15 protein-coding genes and 1 tRNA gene are annotated in these 15,345 nt (G+C 72.0%); 7 read left to right on the plus strand and 9 right to left on the minus strand.

Annotation, left to right across the window (positions count from 1 at the left end; translation table 11 throughout):
* The first annotated feature begins 1 nt into the window (after position 1).
* The 5 genes from nadD to BGO37_RS17720 all read left to right on the plus strand — a co-directional run bounded on the left by nadD (position 2) and on the right by BGO37_RS17720 (position 3,446).
* Positions 2 to 595: a nicotinate-nucleotide adenylyltransferase gene (nadD, locus tag BGO37_RS17700; protein WP_291757151.1), complete on the plus strand. Its 594-nt coding sequence runs from the start codon at positions 2 to 4 to the stop codon at positions 593 to 595.
* Positions 592 to 2,205 (plus strand): hypothetical protein, encoded by a 1,614-nt coding sequence (locus tag BGO37_RS17705; RefSeq protein WP_291757152.1) that lies wholly within the window; start codon positions 592 to 594, stop codon positions 2,203 to 2,205. Before nadD ends, BGO37_RS17705 begins: the two co-directional genes overlap by 4 nt.
* 25 nt (positions 2,206 to 2,230) lie before the next feature.
* Positions 2,231 to 2,611, plus strand: a complete 381-nt coding sequence (gene rsfS / locus BGO37_RS17710; protein ID WP_291757153.1) for a ribosome silencing factor — start codon at positions 2,231 to 2,233, stop codon at positions 2,609 to 2,611.
* Complete coding sequence (locus BGO37_RS17715) at positions 2,608 to 3,300, plus strand: histidine phosphatase family protein (protein WP_291757154.1); 693 nt, start codon at positions 2,608 to 2,610, stop codon at positions 3,298 to 3,300. The genes rsfS and BGO37_RS17715 overlap by 4 nt, the downstream gene beginning before the upstream one ends.
* 73 nt (positions 3,301 to 3,373) lie before the next feature.
* Positions 3,374 to 3,446, plus strand: a tRNA-Ala gene (locus BGO37_RS17720).
* A 344-nt stretch (positions 3,447 to 3,790) separates the two neighbouring features.
* Here the strand turns inward: BGO37_RS17720 and BGO37_RS17725 are convergent.
* The 5 genes from BGO37_RS17725 to BGO37_RS17745 all read right to left on the minus strand — a co-directional run bounded on the left by BGO37_RS17725 (position 3,791) and on the right by BGO37_RS17745 (position 9,980).
* On the minus strand, positions 3,791 to 4,768 hold the full coding sequence (locus tag BGO37_RS17725) for an NAD(P)-dependent oxidoreductase (protein ID WP_291757155.1): 978 nt from the start codon (positions 4,766 to 4,768) through the stop codon (positions 3,791 to 3,793).
* A 76-nt stretch (positions 4,769 to 4,844) separates the two neighbouring features.
* Entirely contained in the window at positions 4,845 to 6,719 is a 1,875-nt protein-coding gene (locus tag BGO37_RS17730; protein ID WP_291757156.1) for a beta-L-arabinofuranosidase domain-containing protein, read from the minus strand.
* Between the two features lie 123 nt (positions 6,720 to 6,842).
* The gene (locus tag BGO37_RS17735) at positions 6,843 to 7,658 is read right to left on the minus strand and encodes a carbohydrate ABC transporter permease (RefSeq protein ID WP_291757157.1); all 816 of its coding nucleotides are present in this window, start codon (positions 7,656 to 7,658) and stop codon (positions 6,843 to 6,845) included.
* Positions 7,655 to 8,623: a carbohydrate ABC transporter permease gene (locus BGO37_RS17740; RefSeq protein ID WP_291757159.1), complete on the minus strand. Its 969-nt coding sequence runs from the start codon at positions 8,621 to 8,623 to the stop codon at positions 7,655 to 7,657. Before BGO37_RS17740 ends, BGO37_RS17735 begins: the two co-directional genes overlap by 4 nt.
* A gap of 106 nt (positions 8,624 to 8,729) precedes the next feature.
* Positions 8,730 to 9,980: a sugar ABC transporter substrate-binding protein gene (locus BGO37_RS17745; protein ID WP_291757160.1), complete on the minus strand. Its 1,251-nt coding sequence runs from the start codon at positions 9,978 to 9,980 to the stop codon at positions 8,730 to 8,732.
* Between the two features lie 272 nt (positions 9,981 to 10,252).
* On the opposite strand from BGO37_RS17745, the gene BGO37_RS17750 reads away from it, so the two are divergent.
* Positions 10,253 to 11,278 (plus strand): LacI family DNA-binding transcriptional regulator, encoded by a 1,026-nt coding sequence (locus BGO37_RS17750; protein ID WP_291757162.1) that lies wholly within the window; start codon positions 10,253 to 10,255, stop codon positions 11,276 to 11,278.
* A gap of 242 nt (positions 11,279 to 11,520) precedes the next feature.
* Here the strand turns inward: BGO37_RS17750 and BGO37_RS17755 are convergent, their stop codons facing one another.
* Both BGO37_RS17755 and BGO37_RS17760 read right to left on the minus strand, forming a co-directional pair.
* Positions 11,521 to 12,906 (minus strand): FAD-dependent oxidoreductase, encoded by a 1,386-nt coding sequence (locus tag BGO37_RS17755; protein WP_291757164.1) that lies wholly within the window; start codon positions 12,904 to 12,906, stop codon positions 11,521 to 11,523.
* The gene (locus BGO37_RS17760) at positions 12,903 to 13,589 is read right to left on the minus strand and encodes an MIP/aquaporin family protein (protein WP_291757166.1); all 687 of its coding nucleotides are present in this window, start codon (positions 13,587 to 13,589) and stop codon (positions 12,903 to 12,905) included. Before BGO37_RS17760 ends, BGO37_RS17755 begins: the two co-directional genes overlap by 4 nt.
* A gap of 48 nt (positions 13,590 to 13,637) precedes the next feature.
* On the opposite strand from BGO37_RS17760, the gene BGO37_RS17765 reads away from it, so the two are divergent.
* The gene (locus BGO37_RS17765) at positions 13,638 to 14,309 is read left to right on the plus strand and encodes a helix-turn-helix domain-containing protein (RefSeq protein ID WP_291757167.1); all 672 of its coding nucleotides are present in this window, start codon (positions 13,638 to 13,640) and stop codon (positions 14,307 to 14,309) included.
* A 58-nt stretch (positions 14,310 to 14,367) separates the two neighbouring features.
* On the opposite strand, the gene BGO37_RS17770 is transcribed toward BGO37_RS17765, so the two are convergent.
* Together BGO37_RS17770 and BGO37_RS17775 are read right to left on the minus strand one after the other, a co-directional pair.
* Entirely contained in the window at positions 14,368 to 15,024 is a 657-nt protein-coding gene (locus tag BGO37_RS17770) for an arsenate reductase ArsC (protein WP_291757169.1), read from the minus strand.
* An 85-nt stretch (positions 15,025 to 15,109) separates the two neighbouring features.
* Positions 15,110 to 15,345: hypothetical protein (locus BGO37_RS17775; RefSeq protein ID WP_291757170.1), on the minus strand; the 236-nt coding region annotated here is incomplete at its 5' end.

The raw sequence follows: 15,345 nt of genomic DNA on the forward strand, positions 1-15,345 counted from the left end.
GATGAACCGACCGCGACTGGGCGTGATGGGCGGCACGTTCGACCCCGTCCACCACGGCCACCTGGTGGCGGCCAGCGAGGTGGCCTCCGAGTTCGGGCTCGACGAGGTGATCTTCGTCCCCACCGGCAAGCCGTCGTTCAAGCAGGAGCAGGACGTCACGCTGCCGGAGCACCGGTACCTGATGACGGTCATCGCCACGGCGTCGAACCCGCAGTTCACCGTCAGCCGGGTCGACATCGAGCGGCAGGGGCTGACGTACACGGTGGACACGCTGCGCGACCTCGCGGCCCAGCGTGGGGACGCCGACTTCTTCTTCATCACCGGGGCGGACGCCCTCGAGCAGATCCTCACGTGGAAGGATGCCGACGAGCTGTTCGCCATGGCGCACTTCGTCGGCGTGACGAGGCCGGGGCACCAGCTCACGGTCGACGGCCTGCCCGGGGAGCACGTCAGCGTGCTCGAGATCCCCGCGCTGGCGATCTCGTCGACCGACATCCGGGCCCGCGCCCAGGCGGGCAAGCCGGTCTGGTACCTCGTCCCGGACGGGGTCGTGCAGTACATCGCGAAGTACGGGTTGTATCGAGGTCTGTCATGAGCGAAACGGGAGAGCGCCGCAGCCGCCGCGACCTGCGGTCGGCCGCGGACGGTCAGGCGGGGGAGGCGGCCGGGGCGCCGCGCGCCCCCGAGTGGCTGACGTCCGCCGTGCCGACGGCGTCCACCGGTGAACGTGCGGTGGTCCCGGGCTCGCGCCGCGCGCTGCGGCAGCAGGGTGCGACCGGCGCGGTGCCGGAGGCACCGGCACCCGGGCCCTCCGGCCGGCCGGCCGCGCCGCGCGCCGCGACGCCGGCGGGCGGCGCACCGGCGTGGGCCGCGCCCACCCGCCCCGACGAGCAGCCGACCCGGCGGTCCGCCTACGACGGCGGCGTGCCGGGCGGACGCGCGCCGCACGACGGCGGTGCCACGGGCGGACGCGCGCCGCACGACGGCGGTGCCACGGGCGGACGCGTGCCCTTCGACGGCGGTGCCACGGGCGGACGTGCCCCGGTGGACGGCCGTGGACCGGGTGGCCGCGCACCGTACGACGGCGACGCGCCCGGTGGGGTCGCTCCGACGAGCCGCCGGGGTGCCGGGTCGCCGCCCGTGCCCGCGCAGCCGGCCGTCCCCTCGCACCAGCCGAACCGTGCGCCCGTCGCCGGACCGGCGGCACCCACCCGAGCTCCGTCGGCGCCCGCCGAGCCGGCCTGGCCCGCCTCGTCGTGGTCGTCGGCCGGTTCGCCGGCCCGCTCCGACGCGCCGGTCGCGCCCCCCGAGTCGTCCCAGCCACGCTCCGCCTGGACGGCGGCCCCCCCGAGCCGCCCGCCGGCGTGGGCAGGCACGCGGCCGGACACCACCCCGGTGGCGCCGCCCGCCGCGTCCCCCGACCGGGCGGCGCCGTCCGCGCCGGTGCGGTCGTCGGCTGCAGCTGCGTTCGGCCAGGTGCCTTCCCCGACGGCACCGCCGGCCGGGACCACCCGGCCGGGCTCGCCGTTCGCCGTGTCCCGTGGCGCTGCTGCCGATGCCGCCCCCACGGCGGCGACGCCCGTCGCGGGCAGCCCGTTCGCGCCGGTGACGGCGCCCTCGACACCCGGGCAGCCGGCGTCGTCCGCACCCGGGTGGGCGCCCGCGACCCCAGGGGTATCCGGTGGAGCGTCGAGCGCGCCCGCCTCGGCGTCGACCCCGTCGGCGGCGGGGGCGGCCTCGTCGGCCTCGTTCGAGTCGTGGGCTGCGGCCCGCTCGGCGGCCGCGCAGGCGGCCGCGCAGCCTGTCGCACCGGCACCGGCACCGGCACCGGCGCCGGCTGCGGCCCCGCCGGCATCGTCGGGCTCGTTCCCGGCGCCACCGCCGGCCGGGGCGGCGTTCCCTTCGCCTCCGGCGTCCGGCTCGTTCCCCAGCCTGGCGTCGTCGGGCGGCTCGCCGTTCCCGACGACCGGGGCTTCGGCCGTCGCGACCGAGGCGGCGGTCGACGACGAGGACGCCGAGCGGCCGGTCCGCCGGCGCCACCCCTACACGTGGCTGCACCTCGTCGTGCTGGCGCTCGTGGCATTCGTGCTCGGGTTCCTCATCATGGCCCTGTGGAACCAGGGCAAGTCCAACGGCGCCGAGGGCACGTCGGGAGCCACCGCGATCGTCGTGGTGGCCCCGCCCGGTTCGTCGTCCGCCGCCTGACCCGTTATCCCGACGAAGGAGCCGCGTGCCCGCGACCGAACGCGCCATCGAGCTGGCGATCGCCGCCGCCCGGGCTGCCAGCGACCGCAAGGCCCAGGAGATCATCGCCCTCGACGTCAGCTCGCAGCTGGTGCTGACCGACGTGTTCGTCATCGCCTCCGGCACCAACGAGCGGCAGGTCGGCGCGATCGTCGACGCCGTGGAGGAGGCGCTGTTCCACCTCGGTGCCAAGCCCATCCGGCGCGAGGGCAAGACGCAGGGGCGCTGGGTGCTCGTCGACTTCGGTGACGTCGTGGTGCACGTGCAGCACCAGGAGGACCGCGTGTACTACGCGCTGGAGCGGCTCTGGAAGGACTGCCCGGTGATCGAGCTGCCGCCGGACGCGCGCGGCGAGGCCGACCGGTGACCACCGCGCGCCTGCTGCTGTGGCGGCACGGGCGCACCGCCGCGAACGCGAGCGCCCGCCTGCAGGGCCAGATCGACATCCCGCTGGACGACGTCGGGCGCTGGCAGGCCCGCACGGCCACCGCCGCCCTGCTGGCGCGCTACGAGCCGACGCTCATCGTCTCGTCGGACCTGTCCCGCGCCCGGGGCACCGCCGAGCACCTCGCCCGGGCGACCGGGCTGCCCGTCACCATCGACACGCGGCTGCGCGAGCGCGGCTTCGGCGAGTGGGAGGGCATGACCGGCGCGGAGATCGAGGAACGCTGGCCGGGCGCGTTCGAGGCGTGGCGGCTCGGGGGAGACCCTTCGGGAGTGGGCGCGGAGACCCGCGCCGAGGTCGCGGAGCGGCTGGCGGTGGCGATCGGCGAGCACGCGGCAGCGGCGGGGCCCGACGACACGCTCGTCGTGGTGTCCCACGGCGCGGCCATCGCGCTCGCCGTCGGCGCCCTGCTGGGCCAGCCGCCGTCGTGGCGGGGGGTCATCGGGCTGCACAACGCGCACTGGGCCGAGCTGGTGCCGTCCCGTGGCGGTGCCGCCCCGGACTGGCGGCTCACCGGCCTCAACCTCGGGCCGACCGACGCCTCGACCGACTGGAACGCCGGCCCCGACACCGCACCCGAGGAGAACGGCGAGACCCGGGACCCGGATTAGGGATTCGACCCCGTTCTCGCCTAGACTCTCCGAGCGCCCCGCAGGGGGCGACGGGTTCGCTTCGGCGGGTCCCGGGGCTGTGGCGCAGCTGGTAGCGCACCTGCATGGCATGCAGGGGGTCGAGGGTTCGAGTCCCTTCAGCTCCACGTTTGGGCAGGTCAGAGGCCGTTTCTCCGGGTGGAGGGGCGGCCTTCTTGCTTGTCGGTGGCCAGAAAGTGGCCACAAAGTGCCCATGCGTTCCAGGACTCTGAGGCGCAGGGGAGTGGCCTGACCTCGGTGTTCGCGTTGCCGCCGGAGCATGGGAGTCGACTCCGGGGTGCGTTGCGTATGGGGCTCGAGTCTGCAGGTGCGCTGGTCAGCGATGTGAGACTTGAGTCCCCCGAGAGATCGGTGGGTCGCGTCACGCCCCACCTCATCGAACTTGGATTCACTCGATGCCCAAGACCACCGCTGGGAACCAAACCCAGGACGGTTCATGGGTTGGCGTGGGTCAGCCCTGCCGGAGAGAGGGCAGGTCGGGGAGCTCGCCGTTGCGTTGCAGCCAGTCGACAGCCTCGGCGACGGCAGCCAGCGAGGTGTACGCGGGCTCGTACCCGAGCAGTCGGCGGCCCTTGTCGGTGCTCATCGAGTGGCTTCGGGCGATGTGCTGGTAGGCGGCGTCGCGGAACTGTTCGGGAACGGTGGCGAGGAACTCGTCGAACGATGCGAACCGCAGCCTGGCCGTGCGCCCGTACCAGCCTGCGACCGCTTCGGCGTACCCGCGCAGGGTGAGTGCCTGCGGCGAGACTGCCCAGAAGGCCTCGCCGTTGGCGATCGTCGGGTTCTCCAGGCACAGCCGGATGAGCTGGGCGACGTCCGCGGGGTGGACGTGGTGCAGGGTCTCCAGGCCGAAGTGCGGCAGGACGAGCTCTGCGCCGGTTGCTAGCGAACGCCACACGTTGAGGTCGAGGGTGCCCTGCGGGGTCACCACGGGCCACCCGGGGCCCGAGATGTGCCCCGGGTGGACGATCGCCGACTGCAGGCCTGCGTCGGCGCGGGCTTCTTCGAGCAGCAGTCTCTCGATCGCCGCCTTCTGGGTGCCGTAGTCGCCCCAGGGGTGCTTCGGCGCGTCCTCGGTAACTGGGACCTCGGTCAGTGTGCCGTGGGTCCAGATGGTGCCCACGCTGACCAGCTGCGCGACCCGCCCTCGGAGCGCATCGACGAGCTGGCGCGCGGAAGGCTCCGTGAAGCAGATCATGTCGACGACGGCGTCAGCGCCCAGTGCGGCGATCCGATCGCCGAATGTCCCCGCGGACTCCTCCGTCCCGCGGTCGGCGATCACGCGCTCGACCGGCCCCCACGCATCGGACTGCTGGTAGGGCAGGGACTCACCGCGCGAGACCGCGACGACCTCGTGCCCCTCCCGGACCAGCTGCGGCACCAGGTATGTGCCGACGTGCCCGGTCGCTCCGATCACGACAATCCTCATCGCACTCCCTCCTCACTCGATCCATGTCGTGCCTGCCTCTTGGCGACCAGTCCGGCGCGGGGCAGCACAGCGGGTCTCAGCGTCCGGCGACCGGGATCCAGACACGCATGGTCGATGGCCCGCGCTGCGCCCAGTCGTGGTACGCGACGAGCGGCACGAGGTGCTCGTCGGAGAGCGTGGGGACGCGCGGCGCGGGGCCGAATGGCCAGTGGCCCTCCTCGGGGAATGTCGTGGCGATCGGCACGAGCACCTGGCCGTCCCGTTCGACGGGCGGCTCGTTGGTACGCACGAGCGCCGAGCCGACGTCGGCCCCTAGGTCGACCGATTCGAGGGCGAGGACGACGGGCCCGCGCTCGACGGCGACCTGACCACGCACCGCGTCGACACGCGGGTCCGGCCACGTCCAGCGTGCTGCGACGGGCAGGTTCAGGACGACGACTTCGCCTGGCGTGAACGCCCGCTCGACGGTGGCGTAGCCGGGACCGGCCGGCCGGGTCGCGCCGCCGGCCGTGATCGTGGCACCCTCGGCCCAGGCCGGGATGCGCAGGGTGAGGGCCCATGCCTCGACCGGTCCCTCCTCGACGGTGACGACGATGCGCCCGTCCATCGGGTACTCGGTGGCAACACGCAGCCGGACGGCGCGCCCGCCGCTGATCACAGCCCGGATCGTCGTTGGCGCGTACTGGTGCAGCTGGACGCCTTCGTCGTCCACGCTGGCGACGTAGGCGGCCAGCGACGCGACGGTGCGCGTCACGTTGGTCGGGCAGCACGAGACCTCGAACCAGGGCGCGCGCAGGCTCGAGGAAGCGCGGGGGCTGGCGTGGTCGGGATCGGGTGTGCGGCCGGGGACGCGCTGCTGCAGCGTGTTCGTGTAGTAGAAGCTGTGGCCGTCGGCGGCCGGAGACGTCGCGATCACGTTGTACAGCGTCCGCTCGACCGCATCGGCGTGCCGGGGATCCCCTGTCGCCAGCAGCAGCCGCTGGTTCACCATGATCGAACCGACGCCGGCGCACGTCTCGGAGTACGCGCGGTCCGGTGGCAGCTCCCAGTCGAGCCCGAACGACTCGCCCTCGTGGTGCGCGCCCATGCCGCCGGTGACGTACGTGCGGCGTGCCAGCGTGGTCAGCACCTGCGAGGCGACGGTCGCGAGCAGGTCGTCGTCCCCGTCCTCGACCGCGACGTCCGCGGCGCCGGCCGCCAGGTACAGCGCTCTCACGGCATGCCCGGACAGTGTGGTGGCGTCCCGGACGGGGACGTCGTCCTGGAAGTAGGCGGCGCCGAGCTCGATGTCCCCGAGCGTGCCGTGGCCGCGGCGCTCGATGAACAGCCGCGCCTGGTCGAGGTAGCGGTGGTCCCCGGTGAACCGGGCAAGCTCGGCGAGCGCGACCTCGACCTCCGGGTGGCCGCAGATGCCGAGGTTGCCTCCGTTGCCGAAGGTCGCGCAGATGTGGTCGGCCGCCGCGACGGCGACGCGCACCAGGAGGTCGTCGCTGCCTGCGGTGCGGCCACGCGCGACGCCGGCCTGGATGAGGTGGCCCATGCAGTACAGCTCGTGACCCCATTGCAGATCGGAGTAGCGGGGAGCCTGGCCCGGCCTGCCGAACATGGTGCTGATGTACCCGTCGGGCTCCTGCGCCGCCGCGACTCGTGCCGTCAGCGCCCGCAGGCGGCTCTCCAGCGCGGCGTCTGCGGTGCGCGCGACCTCCCACGACATTGCCTCGAGCAGCTTGTAGACCTCGGAGTCCGAGAACTCCCGGCCCCGCCGCGCGGCGGGCAGACGGCCCTCTGCGGCAGCATCGAAGTTGCCCGACCACCCCATGCGTTCGACCCACGCCTCGCAGTGCTCGATCATCTCGGTGGCGTTCAGTCGCTGCAGCGCCGCCCAGAACCCGCCTGTGATGACGACCTCGTCGAGCCCGAGCGGCCGCCACCGACCCCGCGACGGTGCCACCGGAACGAGGTGACCGAGTTCGGTCACCGAGCCGCGCGTCGGCAACGGCGCAGGCTGCTCGTCGGGTGCGGGAACGGTCGCAGGCATAGAAGTCTCCAGGAGTGGTGGGCGGATCGGCCGGGGCTACTTGACGGCCCCGACGGTGAGCCCGTCGCGCAGCAGCCGGTACGTGGAGGTGAACACGACGAGGATTGGGATCGAGGTCAGGACGGCGAGCGCCATGAGTCCCGGCCAGTTGATGCCGAACGCCGACACCTGCTGGGCGAGCAGCGCGGACAGCGGGTAGTGCCCCGGCGTCAGGAAGAAGTTGACGGCGTAGAGGAATTCGCCCCAGGCGAGCAGGAAGATGAGCGTCCCCACGGTGAACAGGCCGTTGCGGGCCACGGGCAGCGCGACGGACCAGAACGTGCGCAGCATGCCCGCGCCATCGATCGAGGCCGCCTCCTCCAGCTCTGGCGGAACCACCCGGAAGAACGGCCGCAGCAGCAGCGTCGCGAACGGGATGAGGAGCGCGGAGTCGGAGAGCACGACGGCCCCCGTCGTGTCGAGGATGTGCCAGGAGCCGAACACCTGGAACAGCGGGATGACCGTGGCGGTCTGCGGCATCATCTGCAGCACGATGAGCAGGCCGAGGCCCGTCGTCGGGAGCCAGCCCGTGGTGCGGGCGAGACCGTAGGCGGCGGGAACGCCGATCACGAGCGTCAGGGCGCTGGTGCCGACCGCGATCAGTGCCGACTGGCCCAGCGCGTGCACAAGGTCAGCGTTCAGGGACTCGCGGTACGCCTGCGCCGTCGGGTGGAAGAGCAATGACGACTGCGTCCCGAAGACGTCGGCGGAGCTCTTGAACGACGTGAGGACGATCCACAGCAGCGGAACGCCGTACAGCAGTGACAGGAGGACCTTGACCAGGGTGGCGACGGGTCCGGCCTTGGGGTTCATCGGTCGGCCTCCTCGCGCCGGATGCTCCGGGCATAGACGACGGCGAGGACCAGCACGCCGAGCACGGCGAGGATCGAGGTCGAGGCACCGAGGCCGAAGTCGTAGCGGACGAACGCCTGCAGGTACCCCAGGAACGGCAGCGTGTTGGTGGCGGTGCCGGGCCCGCCGTACGTCATGACGTAGATGAAGTCGAAGCCGCGGAAGCCGTAGACGATGGTCAGGACGAGCAGCACGAGCGTGGTGGGCCGCACCGCGGGGGTCATGATGTGGCGGATCTCCTGCCACTTGTTGGCGCCGTCGATCGCGGCCGCCTCGAACACCTCGGGCTCGATGTTGAGCAGCGCCGCCCGGTAGACGAGCGCGTTGAAGGGGATGACGGCGAACGAGCTGACGAAGGCGACCGAGCCGAGCGCCCAGTACTGGCTGTAGAGGAACGGCGCCGGGGTCTGCCGCAGGTGCAGGTCGAGCAGGAGGGTGTTGACGAGGCCGTTCGAGCCGAGCAGGAACTTCCACACCGAGCCGTTGACCACCGGCGGCAACGCCCAGACGAACACCATGACGGCGAGCAGGATCCCGGACCAGCGGCCTCGGGTCCGCAGGGCGATGGCGCCGCCAAGCCCGAGCGCCATGCCCAGGGCGGTGACGATCACGACGAAGACGACCGTCCGCACGATGGCCTGCTGCGTCTGGCCGGACGCCCAACCGGTGCGGATGTTCGTCAGGCCGGTCCACACCCAGCTGCTGTTGAGGGTGGCCGCCGTGACTGCCGAGAACGCCATGCGGACCAGCTGGATCAGTGGGTAGACCGACAGTGCGGCGAGGAAGACGGCGGCCGGCAGCAGGAAGACCAGGCGCTTCTGCGGACGTCGCCGGTAGCGGGCCGGTGTCCGTGCGTCGGTGCCCCTCGTGGCGGTGCCGCCGGACCGGCCGCCTTGCCGGGCGACCGGCGCAGCGGGGGCTGACATCTGCGACTCCTTCGTCTCGTGGGGTGAGGGCGCCCGAGGGCCTGTGACCCGCCCCGGGCGGTGGCCGGAGGTCCGGCGCGCCGTCCCCGGGGCGGGTCGCGAACGATCAGCCGTTCGAGGCCTTCTTGACGGCTTGGATGGCTGCGGCAGCCGCGTCCTGCGGCGACTGCTGGCCGCCGATCACCGCGCTCCACGCCTGGCCCATGGCCGTCTGAACTGCGGCGACGCCTGCCGGCGGGATCTTGGCGGACGGGTAGGCCGCACCCACCGTGGCGATCTCGGTGGCGAACGGGGTCAGGAGCGCGTCGCTGGTGACCTGGCTGTTCTTGGCCACGTCGAGCCGCGAGGGCAGCGAGCCGACGAGGGACGCCGCGGCGAGCTGGCCGTCGGGCGCCAGGTACGAGGAGGTGAGGTAGTCCCACGCCAGCTGCGGGTTCTTGGAGTAGGTACCGATCCCCTCGCCCTCACCGCCGAGGTAGATCCCCGCGGTGCTGCTGATCGGCAGCGGGACCACGCCGTAGGCGAACTTCGCGTTCGCCTTCGCGGTGGCCATCTGCCAATTGCCGTTCTCAGCGAACGCGACGTTGCCAGCGGCGAACGTCTGGAACGGGACGGTCTGGTCCCAGGTGGTGGCCTCCTGCGACAGCCACCCCTTCTTCACCCAGTTCTGGATCCGCGTGAAGCCGTTGGCCAGCGCGCTCTGGTCCAGGTTGTCGTAGGTGAACCCCGCGTCGGTGATCCACGGGTAGGCCTGCCACTCGCCCTGCGAGTTCGGGAGACCGGACAGCGTGATGCCGCCGTAGCCGGCGTCCTTGGCCTTCTGCATGTCGGTCTCGAGTTCGGCCATCGTCGTCGGCGGCTGGACGCCGATCTTGTCGAGGATGTCCTTGTTGTACCAGAGCCCGAGCAGGTTGACGTACCCCTGCACGGCGTACGTCTTGCCGTTCACCACGTGCAGCGTCGACGGCGGGAGCTGTGCCTTGTCCGGGTAGGCGGACAAGTAGTCATCGAGTGGCAGCAGGCCACCACCGAGGACGATCGTGGCCGCCTCGGCGCCGTTGAAGACGACGACGTCCGGGCCGGTCTTGGAGCCCGCGGCGGCGACCACCTTGGAGTCCATCTGGTCGTACGGCACGTAGGTGTTGACGACCTTGTCACCCGGGTGGGCCGCCTCGAACAGCTGCGCGTACTTGTCCATCAGCGCCACCTGGTTGGGGTCGCTGAAGTAGTGCCAGACGGTGATCGTCTGGCCGCCCGCCTGAGCCCCGCCCGTGGACGAGCCGGTCGCCTGCGTGCCCGACGAGCCGCCGGAGCATGCCGCGAGAGCGAGGACGCCGAGGGCTGCGAGCGCAGGCATGAAGCGCCGTGCGCGGTGGCGTCGGTTTCCTTCCATGGTGGTCAATGCCTCTCCTCTTCGAGTGGGTCCGCCCGGAGCAGCTCTGCCGGCGGGCGTGCTGTGCATGCGTGACACCTTCGGGGCCCCGGACGGACGGCCAAAAGGCTCGGTCACGGTCCGGGACGAGTGGGCTTCGAAATCCTCCGAAACCCTTTTCGGAGAACGTAGCAGCCTTCCCTGGGGTCGTCAAGGCGCTATGCTCCGACAAGGTTTTCGCAGTCTGGAGGACAGGCATGACCAGCCAAGACGGGTCGGGCCGGACGCGCACGGTGACGCTGCGCGACGTCGCCCAGCTGGCGGGCGTCTCGGTTGCCACGGCATCGAAGGCGCTCAACGGCCGGGCGGACGTGCGACCCGAGACGCGCCGGCGCGTTGAAGAGGTCGCGGGTCGGCTGGCGTTCACGCCGAACACCCTGGCGAAGGCCATGCTCGCCGGGCAGACCGGGACGGTCGGACTGCTGACCAACGACCTGGTCGGCCGCTTCTCGCTCCCGATCCTCATGGGAGCGGAGGATGCGTCGGGTGCCGGCCGGATGTCGGTGTTCCTGTGCGACGCGCGTGGCGACGCCATCCGGGAGCGGTACCACCTGCGCGCCCTCCTGGGCCGCCGTGTCGACGGGATCATCGTGGTGGGCAGCGAAACGGACCCACGGCCGTCCCTGGGGCACCACGTCCCGGTGCCCGTGGTCTACGCCTACGCGCCCTCCGACGACCCGACGGACGCTTCCGTCGTCCCGGATAACGTCCGCGCCGGCACCCTCGCCGTGGAGCACCTGCTCCTGACCGGGCACCAACGGATCGCGCACATCTCCGGTGACGTCACCTACGCCGCAGCGCAGGACCGTGCCCGCGGCGCGGACGCTGCGCTCCAGGCAGCGGGGCTGCAGCGTGTCGGCCCGGTGCGCTTCGGCAGCTGGACGGAGTCGTGGGGGCGACTGGCAGCGGGCGTCGTCCTCGACGGCGATCCCGTGGACGCCATCCTCTGCGGCAGCGACCAGATCGCACGGGGCGTCCTGGACACACTGCGCGACCGCGGCGTCGACGTGCCGGGAGACGTGGCCGTGATGGGATTCGACAACTGGGAAGCGATGGTGAGCGGCTCGCGCCCCTCGCTGACGACGGTCGACATGCGGTTCGAGGCCATGGGCCGCCGCGCCGCCGAGCTGCTGTTCGCCGCCATCGAAGGGCGCCCGTCGTCAGGCATCGAGGCGATCGAGCCGCGGGTCGTCGTCCGCGGTTCGACAGTCGCTGGAGCCTGACACGCCGCACCTGTGCCTCGGGCATTCGGAACGGGTCCGGCTCGGCGACTCCGACCGAGTTGTCTCGCAGCAGGGCCTGAGGGGGTAACGCCTCGGCCGTCGTGACGAGCTCTGTGCGCTCGATGGGCGAGGTCCTGATGGCCACGGGGCCTGGAATCTCGCGTGGGCAAGGCCGCGGGGCGGCAAGTGGGTGGGCAATTCGCGCTCGACGACGCAACGAGGAGCGCGTCGGCTGGTCGTGCTCAGATCATGGCGGCGGCGGTCTGGGCCGCGGACCATGCCTGGGTGGCGATCTGGACGGCGTCCCATGGTGAGCCCAGGGGTGGTGTGTAGGAGAGGTCGAGCTCGCTGACTTGGTCGACGGTCAGGCCGGCGTAGATGGCGGTGGCGTAGGTGTCGACGCGCTTGGCGACCTCGGTGCCCCTGCGGCCGACGAGCTGGGCGCCGAGCAGTCGGTCGTCGCGGGTGTCTCCGGTCACTCGGAACGAGATCGCGTGTGCGCCGGGGTAGTAGCGCTTATGGTCGTCGGCGGCCGCTGCGGTGGTGACGGGTTGGTAGCCGGCGGGGGTGGCGTCGCGCTCGCGCAGCCCGGTGCGGGCGGCGACCAGGTCGAACACCTTGACGACCTGGGTGCCGACCGACCCGGCGAAGGCTCGGTGGCCGCCGATGGCGTTCTCGCCGGCGATGCGGCCCTGCTTGTGGGAGGTCGTGCCTAGCGGCAGGTAGGTGAGGCCTAGGAGGCGGTGGTGGGTGACGACGCCGTCGCCGGCGGCCCACACGTGCGGCAGGCCGGTGCGCATGTGCTCGTCGACGAGCACCGCACGCCCGGCGCCGAGGGTGGCTCCGGCGCTCTCGAGCAGGCTGGTGTTGGGGTGGACGCCGACGACGACGAGGACGAGGTCGGCGGTGGCCTCGACCGGCTCGCCGGCCTGGGTGCCGCTGACGGTCACCCCGCTCGGCGTCTTGGCGATGGCGGAGATGGTGGTGTCGGTGACGACGTCGACACCGTGCCCGACGAGCTCGTCGTGCACCAGGACGCCGAGCTCGGGGTCGAGGGTGGACAGCACTTGTGGGCCGCGCTGGAACTGGGTGACGCGCAGCCCGCGGACGGTGAGGGCCTCGGCCATCTCCAGGCCGACGTAGCCGGCGCCGACGATGATCGCGCTGCGGGGCGCGCGCTCGGCCAGCTGGGCGTCGATGGCGAAGGTGTCGCCCATGGAGTGCAGCACGTGCACGCCGTCGTCGGGCCCGAGGGTGTCCAGGCCTGCGATTCCGGCGTGGGAGGGCAGTGCGCCGGTGCCGACCATGAGTTCGTCGTAGGCGATGTGCTCGACCGCGCCGTCCCGGGTGCGCACGGCCAGCCGCCGGCCGGCGACGTCGATCCCCGTGGCGAAGGTGTCCAGTCGCAGCCGCATGCCGGTGGCCTCGAGGTCCGCAGCGGTGCGGTGGGCCAGCGACTGCCAGGGGCTGACCTCGCCGGTGAAGAAGTAGGGGATGCCGCAGATGGAGAAGTTCGGGTAGGAGTCGGCTACCACGACGGTGACGTCGGTGGTGGGGTCGAGCTCGCGGGCGCGCAGGGCGGCCGAGATGCCGGCGTCGCTGCCGCCGACGATCACCAGGTGAGTCATGCCAAGTCCTTTCGGGGAGAGGGGAACAACAGCAGGACCAGGCCAAGGCCGACAATGCCGCCGAGGAGTTGCGCGACCACGAACCAGGCCGCCGAACCGGGTGCGATGCCGGCGAAGGAGTCGGTGAAGGCGCGGCCGACCGTCACGGCGGGGTTGGCGAACGACGTCGAGGAGGTGAACCAGTAGGCGGCGCCGATGTAGGCGCCCACTACCGGCCCGACGATCCGGGCGCGGTCGCTGCGCGCCAGGGCGAAGATCAGGAGCACCAGGCCTGCGGTGGCCACGACCTCACCGAGCAGCCGCCCGGCATCCGTCCGGTCTGTGGTCGCGATCGCGGTCGGCGTCGCGAACATCGCGTTGGCCAGGACGGCGCCGCCGCACGCGCCCACGAGTTGGGCGGCGACGTAGGTGACCAGCTCCGTGGCTGTGGCCCGGTCGCCGAGCGTGCGGTTGACGAGGGTGACGACCGGGTTGAAGTGGGCCCCGGACAGTGGCTGGAAGACCACGATCAGGACCGCTAGTCCGAAGGCGGTGGCAATGGCGTTCTCGAGGAGTGCCAGGCCGGTGTCGTTGGGCGACAGCCGTTGGGCGGCGATGCCGGAGCCGACGACGACCGCGACGAGCAGTCCGGTGCCGAGCAGCTCGGCGAAGGCCCGTCGCCACAAGGGTGGGGAGGTGTTCATCGCGGCAGATCTTGACCCGGTCGAAGTAACTCAGTCAAGATTGCGGCAATGAACAGTGAGCAAACCCAGTTTCGGTCGCGGGTCGCCCGCCACTCGGCGCTGGCCGACCCGGCCCGGCTGAGGATCATGGACCTGCTGGCCGTCGGTGACGCCGCACCGGTCGAGCTGCAGGCCGCTCTGGGTATCACCTCGAACCTGCTGGCCCACCACGTCGCTGTGTTGGCGGACGCCGGCCTGGTGACGCGTACGCGGTCGCACGCCGACCGACGCCGTACGTACCTGCACGTGGCACCCGACGCGCTGGACGATCTGCTGCCCAGCGCGCGGATCGCCGTGCGACGCGTCGTGTTCGTCTGCACGGGGAACTCGGCCCGCTCGCAGATCGCGGCGGCCTTGTGGCGGGAGGCCAGCACCATCCCGGTCGCCTCGGCCGGCACGCACCCGGCGCCGGCCATCGAGCCGGCCGCCTTGAGCGCCGCGGGCCGCCACGGCCTGACCCTGACCGCCGCCGTGCCGCGGGCCATCGGCGACGTGGTGACCGACGAGGACCTCGTCGTGACGGTCTGCGACAACGCCCACGAGGAACTTGGCGGTGCCGGCCGCCTGCACTGGTCGGTGCCCGACCCGGTGGCCGCAGGCACCGACGCCGCCTTCGACGCCGCCGTCGAGGAGCTGGCGCGGCGCGTCCACACCCTGGCCCAGCACGCGACCGCAGCCTGATCGGTCCGAGTGCGACGCGGGCCGGTGGGCCAGATGACCGGTGATCTGCCGCGCTGGATCAGGCGTGGGTCGAGACCTCCAGCTCGGCCAGCAGTCGCAGGACCCGGCGCTCGATCTCGTCCCGCACGGGGCGCACGTCTTCGACGGACTTGCCGGCAGGGTCGTCGAGCTCCCATTCCTCGTAGCGCTTGCCCGGGAAGATCGGGCACGCATCTCCGCAGCCCATGGTGATGATCGCGTCGGCGGCCCGGACCACCTCGTCCGTCCACGGCTTGGGGTACTCGCGGGAGATGTCGATGCCGCGCTCGGCCATCGCCGTCACCGCCGCCGGGTTGACCTCGCTGGCAGGCTCCGACCCGCCCGACCAGGCGATCGCCGCGTCGCCGGCGTAGTGCTCGAAGAAGCCCAGCGCCATCTGGGAGCGACCGGCGTTGTGCACGCACAAGAAGAGCACGACAGGCTTGCCGTCGCGCGCCTTGCCCTCGACCCGCGCCAGCGCGGTCAGGCGCTGCTTGGCGAACCGTTCGGCGAGCAAGGGCAGGAAGCTCGTGACGTTGGCCGTGGGGGCGAACTGGTCGTACGACGACTGCAGGAAACGATCGATCGTGTCCACCCCGAAGGTGCCCTGGAACTCGCCCTGGAGCCGGGTTGCGGCCGTCCGGAGCGCTACCTGCTGGTCCAGCGTGATCTGCGGACCGGGGTCGGTGGCGGTCATGGTCCAAGTCCTCTCTCGATCTCGTCACTGAGACCCGTCGCGTCTTGCGCTCAACGCGTCCCCAGTTCACTCAACGCGCATTTGATCAATATGCGCTGAGCGATTGGCGCGTGTCAAGACCGGTCGCCTGGGAAGGATCGCCGCCGGTCGGGCGGCAGCCGCCGGACCGCGCCAGGTGGGCGGTGGCGGTTGTGTCGGTGCGTGCCAGGGCCGCGGACAGCCATGCGTGGCGCCGAACGTCCCATGCGGCGGCCCACTGCTGGGAGCGAATCGTCGGCCTGATGGCCTGCCCGGGTGTCTGCTGGCGCCACGGCGGGAGGT

Source organism: Cellulomonas sp. 73-92, from assembly GCF_001898175.1.
In the GTDB taxonomy this organism is placed as follows: Bacteria; Actinomycetota; Actinomycetes; order Actinomycetales; family Cellulomonadaceae; genus Cellulomonas.